10 protein-coding genes are annotated in these 15027 nt (G+C 73.9%); 8 read left to right on the forward strand and 2 right to left on the reverse strand.

Annotated features, from left to right (window positions below):
• The 5 genes from F0L17_RS26055 to F0L17_RS26075 are packed head-to-tail and all read left to right on the forward strand — an operon-like array spanning window position 1 to window position 9389.
• The gene (locus F0L17_RS26055) at window positions 1-1080 is read left to right on the forward strand and encodes an enediyne biosynthesis protein (RefSeq protein WP_155074218.1); all 1080 of its coding nucleotides are present in this window, start codon (window positions 1-3) and stop codon (window positions 1078-1080) included.
• Entirely contained in the window at window positions 1077-6971 is a 5895-nt protein-coding gene (locus F0L17_RS26060; protein WP_162466904.1) for an SDR family NAD(P)-dependent oxidoreductase, read from the forward strand. The genes F0L17_RS26055 and F0L17_RS26060 overlap by 4 nt, the downstream gene beginning before the upstream one ends.
• A complete protein-coding gene (locus F0L17_RS26065; RefSeq protein ID WP_155074219.1) occupies window positions 6968-7426 on the forward strand; it encodes an acyl-CoA thioesterase in 459 nt (152 codons plus the stop codon). Before F0L17_RS26060 ends, F0L17_RS26065 begins: the two co-directional genes overlap by 4 nt.
• The gene (locus F0L17_RS26070) at window positions 7423-7989 is read left to right on the forward strand and encodes a flavin reductase family protein (protein ID WP_155074220.1); all 567 of its coding nucleotides are present in this window, start codon (window positions 7423-7425) and stop codon (window positions 7987-7989) included. Before F0L17_RS26065 ends, F0L17_RS26070 begins: the two co-directional genes overlap by 4 nt.
• Window positions 7986-9389, forward strand: a complete 1404-nt coding sequence (locus tag F0L17_RS26075; protein ID WP_155074221.1) for a cytochrome P450 — start codon at window positions 7986-7988, stop codon at window positions 9387-9389. Before F0L17_RS26070 ends, F0L17_RS26075 begins: the two co-directional genes overlap by 4 nt.
• Window positions 9390-9448: 59 nt before the next feature.
• On the opposite strand, the gene F0L17_RS26080 is transcribed toward F0L17_RS26075, so the two are convergent.
• Entirely contained in the window at window positions 9449-10225 is a 777-nt protein-coding gene (locus F0L17_RS26080; RefSeq protein WP_155074222.1) for a helix-turn-helix domain-containing protein, read from the reverse strand.
• A gap of 22 nt (window positions 10226-10247) precedes the next feature.
• Window positions 10248-11216 carry a transcriptional regulator gene (locus F0L17_RS26085; RefSeq protein WP_338018291.1) on the reverse strand — a complete coding sequence of 323 codons (969 nt, stop codon included), beginning with the start codon at window positions 11214-11216 and terminating at the stop codon, window positions 10248-10250.
• 398 nt (window positions 11217-11614) lie between these two features.
• Here F0L17_RS26085 and F0L17_RS26090 point away from each other — a divergent pair, with 398 nt between their 5' ends.
• The 3 genes from F0L17_RS26090 to F0L17_RS26100 all read left to right on the forward strand — a co-directional run bounded on the left by F0L17_RS26090 (window position 11615) and on the right by F0L17_RS26100 (window position 15013).
• Window positions 11615-12199 (forward strand): DUF5987 family protein, encoded by a 585-nt coding sequence (locus F0L17_RS26090; protein ID WP_155074224.1) that lies wholly within the window; start codon window positions 11615-11617, stop codon window positions 12197-12199.
• Window positions 12196-13863, forward strand: a complete 1668-nt coding sequence (locus F0L17_RS26095; RefSeq protein WP_155074225.1) for an FAD-dependent oxidoreductase — start codon at window positions 12196-12198, stop codon at window positions 13861-13863. The genes F0L17_RS26090 and F0L17_RS26095 overlap by 4 nt, the downstream gene beginning before the upstream one ends.
• A 103-nt stretch (window positions 13864-13966) precedes the next feature.
• Entirely contained in the window at window positions 13967-15013 is a 1047-nt protein-coding gene (locus F0L17_RS26100; protein WP_162466905.1) for a carboxymuconolactone decarboxylase family protein, read from the forward strand.
• Window positions 15014-15027: the final 14 nt, after the last annotated feature.

The following is a 15027-nucleotide window of genomic DNA, read 5'->3' on the forward strand; positions in this document are numbered from 1 at the left end:
ATGTCCGCACAGCAGAAGGCGCCGGCCGCTCCGCGCCACAACCCGAAGGTCGTCACCGCCCTGCGCCGGTTCGCGATCTCGATCTCCGTGCTCAACATCTTCGGCTACACCGTCCTCGGCTTCGAACAACCGTGGACCTGGCCGTTCATCGCCCTGGCCACCGCCTACACGCTGGAGGTGGCCCTGGAGGCGGTCGGCGCCCGCTCCGAGGGCCGGGCGCCCCGGTTCCGCGGCAACGGCTTCCGCGGGCTGGTGGAGTTCCTCTACCCGGCCCACATCACCGCCCTGGCGGTCAACATGCTCACCTACGTCAACGACCTGGTCTGGGTCATGGTGTTCGGCGTCATCGTCGCCGTCGGCACCAAGTGGGTGCTGCGCGCGCCGGTGCGCGGCCGGATGCGGCACTTCATGAACCCGTCGAACTTCGGCATCGCCGTCATCCTGCTGCTCTTCCCGTGGGCGAGCATCGCCCCGCCCTACCACTTCACCGAGTACCTCGACGGCGGCTTCGACTGGCTCGTCCCGGCCATCATCATCACCCTCGGCACGATGCTCAACGCCAAGCTCACCGAGCGGATGTGGCTGATCCTCGCCTGGGTGGCCGGCTACGCGCTGCAGGCCGTCGTCCGCGGTCTGCTGTTCGGCACCTCCATCCCCGCGGCCCTGGCGATGATGACCGGCGTGGCGTTCGTGCTCTTCACGAACTACATGATCACCGACCCGGGGACCACCCCGTCCTCCAAGTGGGGCCAGATCGCCTTCGGCGGCGGCGTGGCGGCCGCGTACGGCGTGCTGACCGCGCTCGGCGTCGCCTACGGCATCTTCTTCGCCACCGCCCTGGTGTGCCTCGTCCGCGGCGTCCACCTGTGGACGGTCGACATCCTGGACAGGAGGCACACCCCGGCGCGCGAGCGGGCGGACCTGACCGTCGGGCGGACCCCGGAGCAACCGACCACCGAGCAGCCGACCCTCGACCGGCTCACCGCCGCGCAGTGCGCGGGCGGCTGCGTCGGCGAGTGCGCCTGCCCGGCCGAGCCCGCCGCGAAGAACGCGCCGGAGAAGGTCGGGGTGGCGGCGTGACCAGGATCGCCATCGTCGGCATGGCCTGCCGCTACCCCGACGCCGCCGACCCCGGACAGCTGTGGGACAACGCCGTCGCCGGACGCCGTGCCTTCCGCCGGCTGCCCGACGTGCGCATGCGCCTGGAGGACTACTGGGACGCGGACCCCGCCGCACCCGACCGCTTCTACGCGCGCAACGCCGCGGTGCTGGAGGGGTACGAGTTCGACCGGGTCGCCCACCGGATCGCGGGCAGCACCTACCGCTCGACCGACCTCACCCACTGGCTCGCCCTGGAGACCGCCGGGCGGGCCCTGGCCGACGCCGGGTTCGCCGAGGGCGGGGGACTCCCCCGCGAACGCACCGGTGTCGTGATCGGCAACACCCTCACCGGCGAGTTCGCCCGCGCCAACGTGATGCGGCTGCGCTGGCCGTACGTGCGCCGCGTCATGGCCGAGGCGCTCAGGGGTCAGGACTGGGACGACGAGCGGATCGCGGACTTCCTGGCCGACGTCGAGACCGCCTACAAGGAGCCGTTCCCGGCCGTCGACGAGGACACCCTGGCCGGCGGTCTGGCCAACACCATCGCCGGCCGGATCTGCAACCACTTCGACCTGGGCGGTGGCGGCTACACCGTCGACGGCGCCTGCTCCTCGTCGCTGCTGTCGGTCACCACGGCCGGCACCTCGCTGCTCAGCGGTGACATCGACGTCGCCGTGGCGGGCGGGGTGGACCTGTCGATCGACCCGTTCGAGATCATCGGGTTCGCCAAGACCGGCGCCCTGGCCAAGGGCGAGATGCGCCTGTACGACCGCGGTTCCAACGGCTTCTGGCCCGGCGAGGGCTGCGGCATGGTCGTTCTGATGCGCGAGGAGGACGCCCTGGCGGGCAACCACCGCGTCTACGCGACGATCGCGGGCTGGGGCGTCTCCTCCGACGGCCAGGGCGGCATCACCCGCCCCGAGGTCGACGGCTACCGGCTCGCCCTGCGCAGGGCGTACGAGCGGGCCGGATTCGGCATCGACACCGTCTCGCTGTTCGAGGGCCACGGCACCGGCACCGCGGTCGGCGACCGCACCGAGCTGTCCGCCCTGACGGGCGCCAGGGCCGCGGCGAACCCCGACGCCCCGGTCGCGGCCATCACCTCCATCAAGGGCATGATCGGCCACACCAAGGCGGCGGCCGGCATCGCGGGTCTGATCAAGTCGGCGATGGCCGTCGACCGCCGGATCCTGCCCCCGGCCATCGGCTGCGTCGACCCGCACGAGCTGCTCACCGGCGAGCAGGCCAACCTGCGGGCCCTGCGCACCGCCGAGGCCTGGCCGCAGGACGCGCCGCGGCGGGCGGGCGTCACCGCCATGGGCTTCGGCGGGATCAACACCCACGTCGTGCTGGACGAGCCCGCCACCCGCCGGCGCACGGCGCCCGACCGCCGCTCCATCGCGCTGGCGCGCTCCGCGCAGGACTGCGAACTGCTGCTGGTCGAGGGCGGCTCCCCGAAGAGCCTGCGCGCCCGGCTCGTCGAGGTCGCCGACTTCGTGGCGCGGGTCTCCTACGCGCAGGTCGCCGACCTGGCCGCCACGCTCCAGGGCGAGCTGCGGGGTCTGCCGCACCGCGCCGCGGTCGTGGCCTCCTCCCCGGAGGACGCCGAGCGCCGGCTGCGGAACCTGGCCGACGCCCTCGACGCGGGAGAGACCACGCACTTCACCCCCGACGGCCGCGGTTTCCTGGGGCACGCCACCGGCCGCGGCCGGATCGGCTTCCTCTTCCCCGGGCAGGGATCGGGGAGGGGCACCGGGGGCGGGGCGCTGCGCCGCCGCTTCCCCGAGGCGGCGGAAGTCCACGACGCCGCCGGTCTGCCCACCGCCGGCGACATGGTGGCCACCGACGTGGCCCAGCCGCGCATCGCCACCGGCTCGGCGGCCGGTCTGCGCGTCCTGGACGCCCTGCGGGTGGAGGCGACCGTCGCCCTGGGCCACAGCCTGGGCGAGCTGTCCGCCCTGCACTGGGCCGGCGCGCTCGACGAGGAGACCCTGCTGGAGGCGGCCCGGGTCCGCGGCCGCGCGATGGCCGAGCACAGCGCCTCGGGCACCATGGCCTCGCTGGCGGCCGCCCCGCAGGAGGCCGAACGGCTCACCGACGGGCTGCCCGTGGTCGTCGCCGGGTACAACGGCCCCGAGCAGACCGTCGTGGCCGGACCGGTCGACGCGGTCGAGGAGGTGGCCGGCCGCGCCGCCGCGGCGGGGGTCGGCTGCACCAGGCTCGCCGTGTCCCACGCCTTCCACTCCCCGCTGGTGGCGCCGGCCGCCGACGCCTTCGGCGACTGGCTCGCCGGCGTCCGCTTCGGCGAGGTCGGCGCCCGGGTGGTCTCCACCGTCACCGGCGGGGAGCTGGCACGGGACACGGACCTGGCCGGGCTGTTGCGGCGTCAGATCACCGACCCCGTGCTGTTCACCCAGGCGGTCACCGCGGCCGCCCGGGAGGTCGACCTGTTCGTCGAGGTCGGCCCGGGCCGGGTGCTGAGTTCGCTGGCCGCGGCGGCCACCGGCGTCCCGTCCGTCGCGCTGGACACCGACGACGAGTCGCTGCGGGGGCTCCTGGGGGTGGTCGGCGCCGCCTACGTCGTCGGCGCGCCCGTCGCCCACGAGCGGCTCTTCCAGGACCGGCTGATCCGGCCGCTGGAGGTGGGCCAGGAGTTCGACTTCCTGGCCAACCCCTGCGAGCAGGCCCCGCGGGTGGCCCTGCCCGCCGGCCGGCCCTCCCCGGCCGGGGCGGCTGCCGACCCGGCCCCGGCCCCGGCCCCGGCCCCGGCCCAGGCCCAGGCCCCGACTCCGGCCTCGGTGCCGGCCTCGGTACCGGACGCCGGGACCGCCGACGCGGAACCGGAGGGGTCGGGCGGCGCCTCGACCCTGGAGGTGCTGCGCGGTCTCGTCGCCGAGCGGGCCGAGCTGCCCGCCGACCTCGTCGCCGAGGACAGCCGGCTCCTGGACGACCTGCACATGAGCTCCATCACGGTCGGTCAGATCGTCAACCAGGCCGCCTCCCGTCTGGGCATCGCCGCGGCACGGGTGCCGACCAACTTCGCCACCGCGACCCTCGCCGAGCTCGCCGAGGCCCTGGAGACGCTGGTGCGCACCGGCGGCGAGGAGCCCGGCGCGACGGACGCCCCCGTGGTCACGGGCGCCGCGCCCTGGGCCCGCCCGTTCTCCGTCGATCTGGACGAGGTGCCCCTGCCCCCGGCCGCCGCGGCCGAGGGCGACGGCGGCTGGGAGCTGTTCGCGCCGGTCGAGGACCGGGCGGCGCGGGAGCTGCGCGACGCGCTCCAGCGCGCCGGGGTCGGCTCCGGCGTGCTGGTCCGCCTGCCGGCGGACTGCTCCCCGGAACAGGTCGAGCAGGCGCTCGCCGGCGCGAAGAGCGCCCTGGCGGGGGAGCGCGACCGGCGCTTCGTCCTGGTGCAGGACGGCCGGGGCGCGGCCGGACTGGCCAAGACGCTCCACCAGGAGGCGCCCCACCTGCGCACGACCATCGTGCACACCCCGCCGACGGACGGCCTGGTCGAGCGGGTCGTGGCCGAGGTGGCCGCGACCACCCGGTTCACCGAGGTCCACTACGACGCCGACGGGGTGCGTCGCGTACCGACGCTGCGTGCCCTGCCCGTGGCCGCGGAACGCGCCGACTCGCCCCTGGGGGCCTCGGACGTCCTGTTGGTGACCGGTGGCGGCAAGGGCATCTCCGCCGAGTGCGCCCTGGCGGTCGCCCTGGACACCGGTGCGCGGCTCGCTGTGCTGGGCCGCTCCGATCCCGCCTCGGACCGGGAGCTGGCCGACAACCTGGCGCGGATGGCCGACAGCGGCGTCACCGTGCGCTACGCGCGCGCCGACGTCACCGATCCGGAACAGGTCCGCGCCGCCGTCGCCGAACTGGAGCGGGAGCTGGGGCCGGTCACCGGTCTGCTGCACGGTGCCGGGCGCAACGAGCCGGGCCCGCTGCACGCGCTGGAGCCGGACGACTTCCGCCGCACCTTCGCGCCCAAGGTGGGCGGCCTGCGGAACGTGCTGGACGCGGTCGGGCCCGGCGACCTGAAGTTGCTGGTCACCTTCGGCAGCATCATCGGCCGCGCCGGACTGCGGGGCGAGGCCCACTACGCCACCGCCAACGAGTGGCTGGCCGACCTCACCGAGGACATCGCCCGCAGCCACCCGCAGGTCCGCGCCCGCTGCGTGGAGTGGTCGGTGTGGTCCGGAGTCGGCATGGGCGAGAAGCTCTCGGTCGTCGAGTCCCTGTCCCGCGAGGGCATCACCCCGGTCTCCCCGGACCGGGGCGTGGAGATCCTGCTGCGGCTGATCTCCGACCCGGACGCGCCCGTGGTGACGGTCGTCAGCGGCCGTACCGAGGGCATCGAGACGGTGCGCCGCGACCTGCCGGCCCTGCCGCTGCTGCGGTTCACCGGCAACCCGCTGATCCGCTACCACGGGGTGGAGCTGGTCACCGAGGTCGAACTGAACGCGGGCACCGACCCGTATCTGGCCGACCACCTGCTGGACGGCAACCTCCTGATGCCGGCTGTCATGGGCATGGAAGCCATGGTGCAGGTCGGCGCCGCGGTCACCGGGTGGACCGGGACGCCGGTGATCGAGGACGCGCGCTTCCTGCGGCCCATCGTGGTCCCGCCGAACGGCGGCACCACGATCCGCGTCGCCGCGACCGTCACCGGCGCCGACACCGTCGACGTCGCCGTCCACGCCGAGGACACCGGTTTCGTGGCGGAGCACTTCCGGGCCCGGCTGGTCTACTCCGGCGCCACCGCGCCGGACGGGCCGCCCCTGCAGACCGCCGCCGGCACCCCACCGGTCCCCCTGGACCCGGCGGCCGACCTGTACGGCGGCGTCCTCTTCCAGGGGGAGCGCTTCCGGCGGCTGCGCCGTTTCCACCGGGCCGCGGCGCGCCACGTGGACGCGGACGTGGCGGTGCGGGGGCCGGAGGGTTGGTTCGCCGGCTTCCTCCCCGGCGAGCTGCTGTTGGCCGACCCCGGAATGCGCGACGCGCTGATGCACGGCAACCAGGTGTGCGTCCCCGACGCCACCCTGCTGCCCTCGGGGGTCGAGCGCATCCACCCGCTCGGCGCCGGCCCGGACCTCCCGGAGGAGCTGCGCTACTGCGCGGTCGAGCGCAGCCGCGACGGCGACACCTACGTGTACGACGTCGCGGTCCGCGACGCCGACGGCACCGTCGTCGAGCGCTGGGAGGGCCTGACCCTCCAGGCGGTGCGCAAGGGCGACGGTTCCGGGCCCTGGGTCGCCCCGCTGCTGGGCCCGTACCTGGAGCGGACGCTGGAGGACGTGCTCGGCGCCCGTGTCGCGGTGGCGGTCGAGCCGCACGGCGACGCACCGGCCGGCTCCGCCGCCGAGCGCCGCGCGTTCACCGCGACCGCGACCTCCCGGACCCTGGGGGGCCCGGTGACGGTGCGCCACCGTCCCGACGGGCGCCCGGAGATCGACGGGGACCGGTACGTGTCGGCCGCCCACAGCCTGGGGGTCACCCTCGGTGTCGTCGCCGACACCGAGGTGGCCTGCGACGTCGAGGCGGTCAGCATGCGCCCGGCGGCCGAGTGGGAGGGCCTGCTCGGTGAGCACGCGGCCGTTGCGGAGCTGGTCGCCAAGGAGACCGGGGAGGCTCCCGACACGGCCGCCACCCGGGTGTGGAGCACCGTCGAATGCCTGAGGAAGGCGGGCGTCATGGCGGGAGCGCCCCTGACGGTGCTGCCCCGCGGCGAGGACGCCTGGGTGGTCTTCGCCACGGGCGGGCTGCGGATCGCGACCTTCGTCACGTCACTGCTCAACGCCCTGGAACCCGCCGTCTTCGCGTTCCTGACGCACGAGACGGACGACAGGAAGGATGGCACCGGAAAATGACGGCAGACTACTTCGAGTACCGGCACACGGTCGGCTTCGAGGAGACCAACCTCGTCGGGAACGTGTACTACGTCAACTACTTGCGCTGGCAGGGCCGGTGCCGGGAGCTGTTCCTGCAGCAGAAGGCGCCGGACGTGCTGGCCGAGGTGCAGGACGACCTCAAGCTGTTCACCCTGAAGGTGGACTGCGAGTTCTTCGCCGAGATCACGGCCTTCGACGAGCTGTCCATCCGGATGCGGCTGTCGGAGCTGGGGCAGACGCAGCTGGAGTTCACCTTCGACTACGTCAAGGTGACCGACGGCGCCGAGGTCCTCGTGGCGCGGGGCCGGCAGCGGATCGCCTGTATGCGCGGCCCGAACACCAACACCGTGCCCTCGGTCGTCCCCGCCTCCCTGGCCCGCGCCCTGGAGCCGTACGCCGCACGGGGCCGGGTCCTGGCGGGGAGGGCGGCATGAGCACCGCCGTCGCGTCACCGCCCGTGGGCACCGGCGCGCACGCCGACGTGGGCGCCGGTGTCGACGACACCGCGCGACTGCGGCGAGTCTTCGGCGCCTTCGCCACCGGCGTGACGGTGGTGACGGTCGGCGGGGCCTCGCCCCGGGGCATGACCGCCAACTCCTTCACCTCCGTGTCGCTGGATCCGGCCCTGGTGCTGCTGTGCGTGGGCAAGGACGCCGTCATGCACCGCGTGCTCGCCGAGGCCGACACCTTCGCGGTGTCGGTCCTCGGCGCCGAACAGGAGGACGTGGCCCGGCACTTCGCCGACCGCTCGCGGCCGATGGGCGCCAGGCAGTTCGACACCGTGGACTGGCTGCCCGGCGCGTCCGGGGCCCCGCTGCTCACCGGCGCGGTGGCGCACTTCGAGTGCGCGAAGTGGCGTGCCTACGACGGGGGCGACCACACCGTCCACATGGGCCGGGTGCTCTCCCTGGCCGAGCTGCCGGACCGTGAGCCGTTGGTGTTCCACCGGGGACGCTTCCGGCGGCTCGCCGACCGGACGCACGGAGGCGCGGAATGAGCGCCCACCCCCTCGCGGCGGTCCGCGGCCGGGGGGCGCGCGGGCGTGGCACGGGCGTCCGACCGCCCGGCCCGCCCGTGCGGGCCCTGCCCGGTCTGCTGCGCAAGCTGGCGGTCGACCGGCTCGGCATGATGCGGGACGCGGCGGAGCTCTCCGACGCCGTGCGGGTGTCCATCGGACCGAAGAGGATGTACGTCTTCAACCGGCCCGACTACGCCAAGCACGTGCTGGCCGACAACGCCTCCAACTACCGCAAGGGCATCGGCCTGGTGGAGTCCCGCAAGGTGCTCGGCGACGGTCTGCTCACCAGCGAGGGCGAACTGTGGCGCGCCCAGCGTCGCGCCGTCCGGCCGGCGTTCCGGCCCGGACGGATCGCCGCCCAGGCCGGTGCTGTGGCCGAGGAGTCCGCGAAACTGGTGGACCTGCTGCGCGGGCGCGCCGGCGGCGGGCCCGTCGACGTCCTGAAGGAGGTCACCGGCCTCACCCTCGGAGTGCTGGGCCGGGCCCTGATGAACGCCGACCTGGAGGAGTACGGCGGCATCGCGCACGCCTTCGAGGCCGTCCAGGACCAGGCGATGTTCGACATGGTCACGCAGAGCCTGGTGCCGACGTGGGTGCCGTTGGCGACCCAGCGGCGGTTCCGCCGGGCCCGCCGGGAGTTGGTCCGGATCGCCGACGAACTGGTGGCCGACCACGACCTCCGCGCGGCCGGCGGCGAGGACGCCGACGACGCGCTCTCCCGGATGATCCTCGCCGCGCGCGGGCACCGCGATCCGGCCGTCGGGCGGCGGCTCCTGCGGGACGAGCTGATCACCCTGCTGCTGGCCGGGCACGAGACGACGGCGAGCACGCTGGGCTGGACCCTGCTGTCACTGGCCCGCCACCCCCGCGTCCGCGACCGGGTGCGCGAGGAGGCCCGCGCGGTGCTGGCCGGCGGCCGGCTCCCGGAGGCGGAGGACCTCCACCGGCTGGTGTACACCGCGCAGGTGGTGCAGGAGGCCATGCGTCTGTACCCGCCGGTGTGGATCCTGCCGCGCGTCGCCCGGCGGGACGACGAGGTCGGCGGGTACGCGGTGCCGGCCGGGTCCGACGTGCTCATCTGCCCGTACACGCTGCACCGTCATCCGGACCTGTGGGAGGCTCCGGAGCGCTTCGACCCGGAGCGCTTCGACCCGGAGCGCTCCGCGCACCGCTCGCGCTACGCGTACATCCCCTTCGGCGCGGGGCCGCGGTTCTGCGTCGGCAGCGGCCTCGGGATGATGGAGGCCGTGTTCGTGACGGCCCTGGTCACCCGGGACCTGGACCTGACCCCCGTCCCCGGGCACGAGGGCGTCGCCGAGCCGATGATGTCCCTGCGGATGCGCGGCGGACTGCCGATGACGGTCCGGGTGGCGCGGTGAGGCGCGGGCGCGAGCCGGCCGCGGGCGGTGCCCGCGGCCGGCTCGCGTTTTCGGGGGTGTCAGCCCGCCACGGCCTCCAGCGCGGTGGTGCGCATGTCGAGCAGGGCCGTCAGCACGGGCGGGTCCAGGGCGTCCAGCGGACGCAGGACGATGTCGGCCGGCATCAACAGCGTGTCGGCGTGCACGGTGACGGGGCCGTACCGCCCGACGGAGACGACGTCCGCGCGGCCGCCGCCCGTGGGCGTGTGCTCCTGGCCGTAGGGGACGGAGTGCACCAGGACGTACCAGGTCCCCGCGGGGGCGTCCGGCAGTTCGAAGGCACCGGGGCCCTTCAGGACGGCGCAGCACACCGGACGGCCCTGGGGGACCGGTGTGGGGAAGAGACCGACGAAGCAGTATCCGGGGGAACGGTCCTCCGGGAGCTGGACGCGGCCCCGCAAGGTGGCGCGCGGCGGGGATCCGGCGGACGCGGGCGGTTCCTCCCGGCCGACTTCGGGGGTGAATCCGCCCATGGCCCGGAACATGCTCGGGGAGACGCCCACGCAGGCCTTGAAACGTGAACTGAACGTGCCGACGCTGCTGTATCCCACCTGACTGCTGATGTCGGCCACGCTGTAATCGGTTTCGAGCAGCAGGCGTTTGGCCTCCTGCAGTCTCAGCGCGGACAGGAAACGCCCCGGGGAGGTTCCCGTCACTTCCCTGAACACCCGGGTGAAGTGGAACTTGCTGAACATGGCGGTGCGCGCCATGTCGTCGATGGTGATTTCCTGACCGAGGTTGGCGTGCATGTCGTCGATAACCCGGCGGACGGCGCGCTCGATGGCGGTTGTCACCATTTCCCCCTGTCGTTGAGTGGCGTCAGTTTCGATTTCCCGAAGTCGCACGCGGCGCCGGGGCGGGTGTCAGATCGGTGAGTCGCCGTCGGGAGAGTTCCTCGGCGAATCTCCGCCAGGTGTGGGAGCACTGCAGGGCGAGTTCGGCCACGGTGGCGGTGCAGTGGGCCGGAACGGCGTCGGCCTGCTGCCGCCAGGCGTCGTCCACGACGAAGTGCGTGTGCAGCCAGCGCAGCAGGTGACGGCCGGACTCCGAGTGGCGCAGGGACGGGTCGGCGGCGAGCCTGCGCAGCGTCTCCAAGGAGTGGCGGGTCCGGCCGACCGGGCCGGGGGTTCCCGCCGCGAGCCCGGCCGGCCGGGGCCTTGGGCCGTCCGCGGGACGCGTCGGACCGGGCGGCGCCGCGGCGTCGGCCGGGGCCGGCGCGGGCGCCCCGCCCCGGCCGCGGCGTCCGGGGGGCACCGGCGACTCGCCCCTCAACAGTCGCTGCCGCACGTCGTGCGCGGTGCCGAGCGAGAGACCGGTCTCCTTGACGATGGCCCGCAGCGGGAGGTCCGGACGGCTGGTCATCAACTCCGCGGCGCGCATCCGCTCGGCGGTGCGGTCCAGTGGGTGGACCCTGCCGTCGGTGCCCGTGCGCGTGTTCGACCGGGGAGATTCCGCGGCTGAACGCCGCCGGATGGCGGCCACGGTCTTGGCGTCCAGGCCGGCGCAGGTCGCGATGGCGCGGTCCGACAGGTGCGGGTGCGTGCCCAGGATCCGCAGGGCCGCCGCCTTGCGGTCCTCGGTCGACAGTGGCAGCCCGTGGGAGACGTTGGCCGCGACCGCGCGCAGGAAGGACTCCTCCTCGGCGCCGTCGAAGTACTGCACCTCGACGGTCTCCAGTCCCTTCAAGTCCGCCGCCGCCATGCGGTGCATTCCGTCGACCACGCGCATCGTCGCGCGGTGGACGAGGACGGGCGGCAGTGTCGCGTATATTTCGGCAAGTCGTCGCACATGGGCTTCGTCGATGCCGCCCAGACGCGGCGAGTCGGCCGGCAGGAGATCCGCGACTCGTACCCTGTGCGTGAAGTTGGACGGTAGTTCCAGGGTTCTGTCGGTGCTTTCCAACTTTCCCCCCGAAGTGAGATTGAAATGCGTTCCGGTACGCCGTTCAAATTCCCGTCGGATAACTGGAGCTGCGGACAGGCAGCATGTCCGCGGAGAGCATAGCGGTCGTCCTGTTTTTTTTGTCGAGGCGATGCGGGCGCCGCTTCGACTCCGGCTAGTTGCATGAAAGGACTCTCTTGTTCTCCTGAACCGGGAGAATCAGTTGCTTGAAAAGACTCACAGGTCCTAGCGTCCTTCCCACGCCATCGGGCGGCCCCCAACCCACCCCACCCACGGAGGTCGAGTTGCAGCGAGAAGAAGCAGCCGCGCGGACGAGGGACGCGGCCGACGACGCGTCGCTCACCCTCGAGGCCTACGCGGACACGATCGTCCCGGGAGAGAAGCGCTGGCCGGGCGACCGGGCCGTCGCCGGCGCCGCCCCAGGAGGCGGCGCGGTCGCCGCGGGAGCACTGGAACTGCTGCGCTGGGACGCCACCGGCATCAGCGACGGCCTCGACGACCTGGCGCGGCGCGTCAACGAGCACGCCCGGGCCTACGCCGAGGAGGTCGGCCTGGAGCTCGACCCGGAGGTCCCCCCGTTCGTGGCCCTGGAGTTCGAGGACCGCACGGAACTGGTCGCGCGGCTGACCCGCCCCGGCCACCCCGAGAAGGAGTTCTGGGTGCTCCTGTCCCTGTTCTGCACCATGGCCTTCGACTCGGCCGCGCACCTGCACACCGCGGACGCGCTGCGGGACGGCCACCCGGGGCTGGCGGCCATGGGCATCACCCGGCCCGACGCCGACGGCCTGTGGCGCTTCCAGAACTTCGGCTACGGCCGCGAACTGGCCCGACTGCACCCGTCCACCACACCCTCGGGGAGCCCGGCATGAGCGCCGCCATCGAGCGCACCGACGTCCTGGTGATCGGCAGCGGCTTCGGCGGCGCCATCGCCGCCTACCACCTGGCCGCGGGCGGAGCCAAGGTGACCGTGCTGGAGCGCGGTCCCTGGCTGGAGAGCAAGGATTTCGAGCACGACTACAAGCTCGGCTCGTCCTACACGCGGATCTTCGACTTCGTCGTCGGCGACGGCATGAGCGTGCTGGGCGGCAACTGCGTCGGCGGCGGCAGCGTCGTCTACTTCGCGGCCATGCCCCGTGCCCCGAGATTCGTCTTCGACCGAAGGGGCAGCATCGGCCGCCGCATGTGGCCCGGCTCCATCAGCCGCGACACCCTCGATCCGTGGTACGACCGGGTCGAGGAGTCACTCTCGGTCAGCAGGCAGGGCTGGAGCGACGCCTCCTACGCGGGAGGGCTGTGGGCGGCGGCCTGCCACCGGGCCGGACGCACCGCGAACCCGCTGGCCGCCGCGATCGACAACGCCAAGTGCGTCAACTGCAACTTCATGATGGCCGGGTGCCGCTTCGAGGCGAAGCAGTCGCTGACGGCCAACTACCTGCCGGCCGCCGTCGCCCACGGCGCCGAGATCCGCCCCCTGCACGAGGTTCAGTACCTGACGCGGACCGCGGAGGGCGGCTACCGGGTCCACTACACCATCGTCCACGACGAGGACTACCGCCTGCAGAACGGCTCCGGCGTGATCGAGGCGAAGATCGTCGTGATGGCCGCCGGCGCCGGCGCGACCCCCGTCATCCTCCAACGCAGCGAGGCGCACCTGGGCAGGATGCCGCACGCCGTGGGGCGGTACTTCTCCGGCAACGGCGAGCGCCTCAACACCGCCGTCCTCAACGAGGACAAGGTCGCCGAACTGCTGGGCCTGTCCCGCGGCGAGGGGCTGCCGCCCTACGGCGCCAACGCGATCGGCAAGGGCCCCACCGTGGCCAGTTGGGACAGGCTCGACGGATCGCTGCCCGAGTATTCCCGCTACTCGCTGGAACAGCTCTACTTCCCGCCGGGCCTGGGGACGATCCTCGCCCAGGCGCCCGACGCGACCGGCCCCACCTGGTTCGGCAGGGAGAAGAAGGAGATCCTGAGGAACTGGAAGTCCTGGCTCACCATCTTCTCCATGACCGAGGACGACAACGAGGGCGTCTTCGGCCCGCCGCCGGCGACCGGCAACGCGCACCGCATCTCCCAGCAGATGCTCGGGCGGGGCAACCTGACGTACCGGCCGACGGAGAACACCTGGCGCGGCTGGCGGCAGTCCGACGCCGACGTGAAGGAGATCCTGGAGAAGGACGGCCTGGCCAAGGTGATGCCGTGGACCAACGACCTGGTCGGCGCCTACACCGTGCACCCGCTGGCCTCCTGCCGGATGGGCGACGACCCCCACACCTCCGCGCTCGACGACCGCAACGAACTCCGCGGCCACCCCGGCATCTTCGTCACCGACGGCTCCGCCGTCCCCTGCGCCCTCACCGTCAACCCGGCGATGACCATCGCGGCGATCGCCGAGCGCGCGATCCCCGGCATCGTGGCGTCCGCCCGGCTCAGGGGCGTGGCGGTCACCTACGGCGCCCCGGCCCCCAACGGCCGGACCGGCGGGCGCAAGGGCGTCCTGCCCCTGCTGCGGCGGGAGCAGCCGGCGCGGGCCTGACCGCTTCCGCTCGGCTCCGCGCCGACCGGTCGGTTGCTCCACAGAACTTTCCCATGACCGATCAGTTGCTCCACGCAACTCGAAGAGGAACCAGGAGGCGGCGGTGCGACCGCTGGTGAGAACAGTGCTGAGAGGATCCCTCCGGCAGATCCGGCACGTCCGGGCCGTCCCGCACGCCGGGGCCCGGGGCCTGGTGGCCGAGGTCTACGACCGGGCCCGGCGCGAGTTCGGGATCGTCGCGCCACCCCTGGCGCTGCACTCGCCGGCCCCCGAGACCCTGGCCGCCTGCTGGCTGATGCTGCGCGAGACGCTGCTGGCCGAGGGGCGGGCGAGCCGGGCCGCCAAGGAGGCCGTCGCCACCGCGGTGTCCCGGGCCAACGACTGCCCGTACTGCGTCGCGGTCCACCAGGCCAAGCTCGACACCCTGCCCGCCGAGGAGGACGACGGGCTCCGCGCCCTCGTCGGCCGGGCCCGCGCCGGCGCCTCCGAGCCCCCCGGTTCCCCCGGCGCCGGCGAGGCCGCCGAACTGCTCGGCACCGCCGTCACCTTCCACTACCTCAACCGCATGGTCCGACTGTTCCTGCCGGACTCGCCCGTCCCCGCCGCCACGCCGACCGCCGGCCGCGGCCCGGTGATGCGATCGGTCGCCCGGGCCATGCGCCCCGACGCCGGCACGGCCGTGACGCCCGGCGCCGCCCTCGACCTGCTGCCGGCGGCCCCGCTGCCCGCGGAGCTCGGCTGGGCCGAGGCAAGCCCCTCCGTCGCCGGCGCGCTGGCCCGAGCCGTCGCCGCCGTCGACAGGGCCGCCGAGCGCTGGATCCCCCGACCCGTGCGCGAGAGCGTGCGCGCCGAACTCGCCGCGCGCGACGGCGCCGCGCCCGGCCCCGGCCGCGCCTGGCTGGAGGAGGTCGGCGCCGGCCATGCGGCCGGGCACCTGCCCGCGGTCCGCCTGGCCCTCCTCGTCGCCCTCGCCCCCTACCAGATCACCGACGCGGACCTCGACGCGTTCCGCGCCGTCCACCCCGGCGACCGGGAGCTGGTCGAACTCGCCTCCTGGGCGGCGCTCACCGCCGCCGTCCGTGCCGGCGACCGCCTCACGCTCCCGGACCCGTCCCGGCCCGCACCACCCGTCCCGTCCCGCCCGCACTGATCCGACCCCACCGA

Origin of the sequence: Streptomyces taklimakanensis (assembly GCF_009709575.1) — a bacterium.
GTDB classification, from domain to species: domain Bacteria; phylum Actinomycetota; class Actinomycetes; order Streptomycetales; family Streptomycetaceae; genus Streptomyces; species Streptomyces taklimakanensis.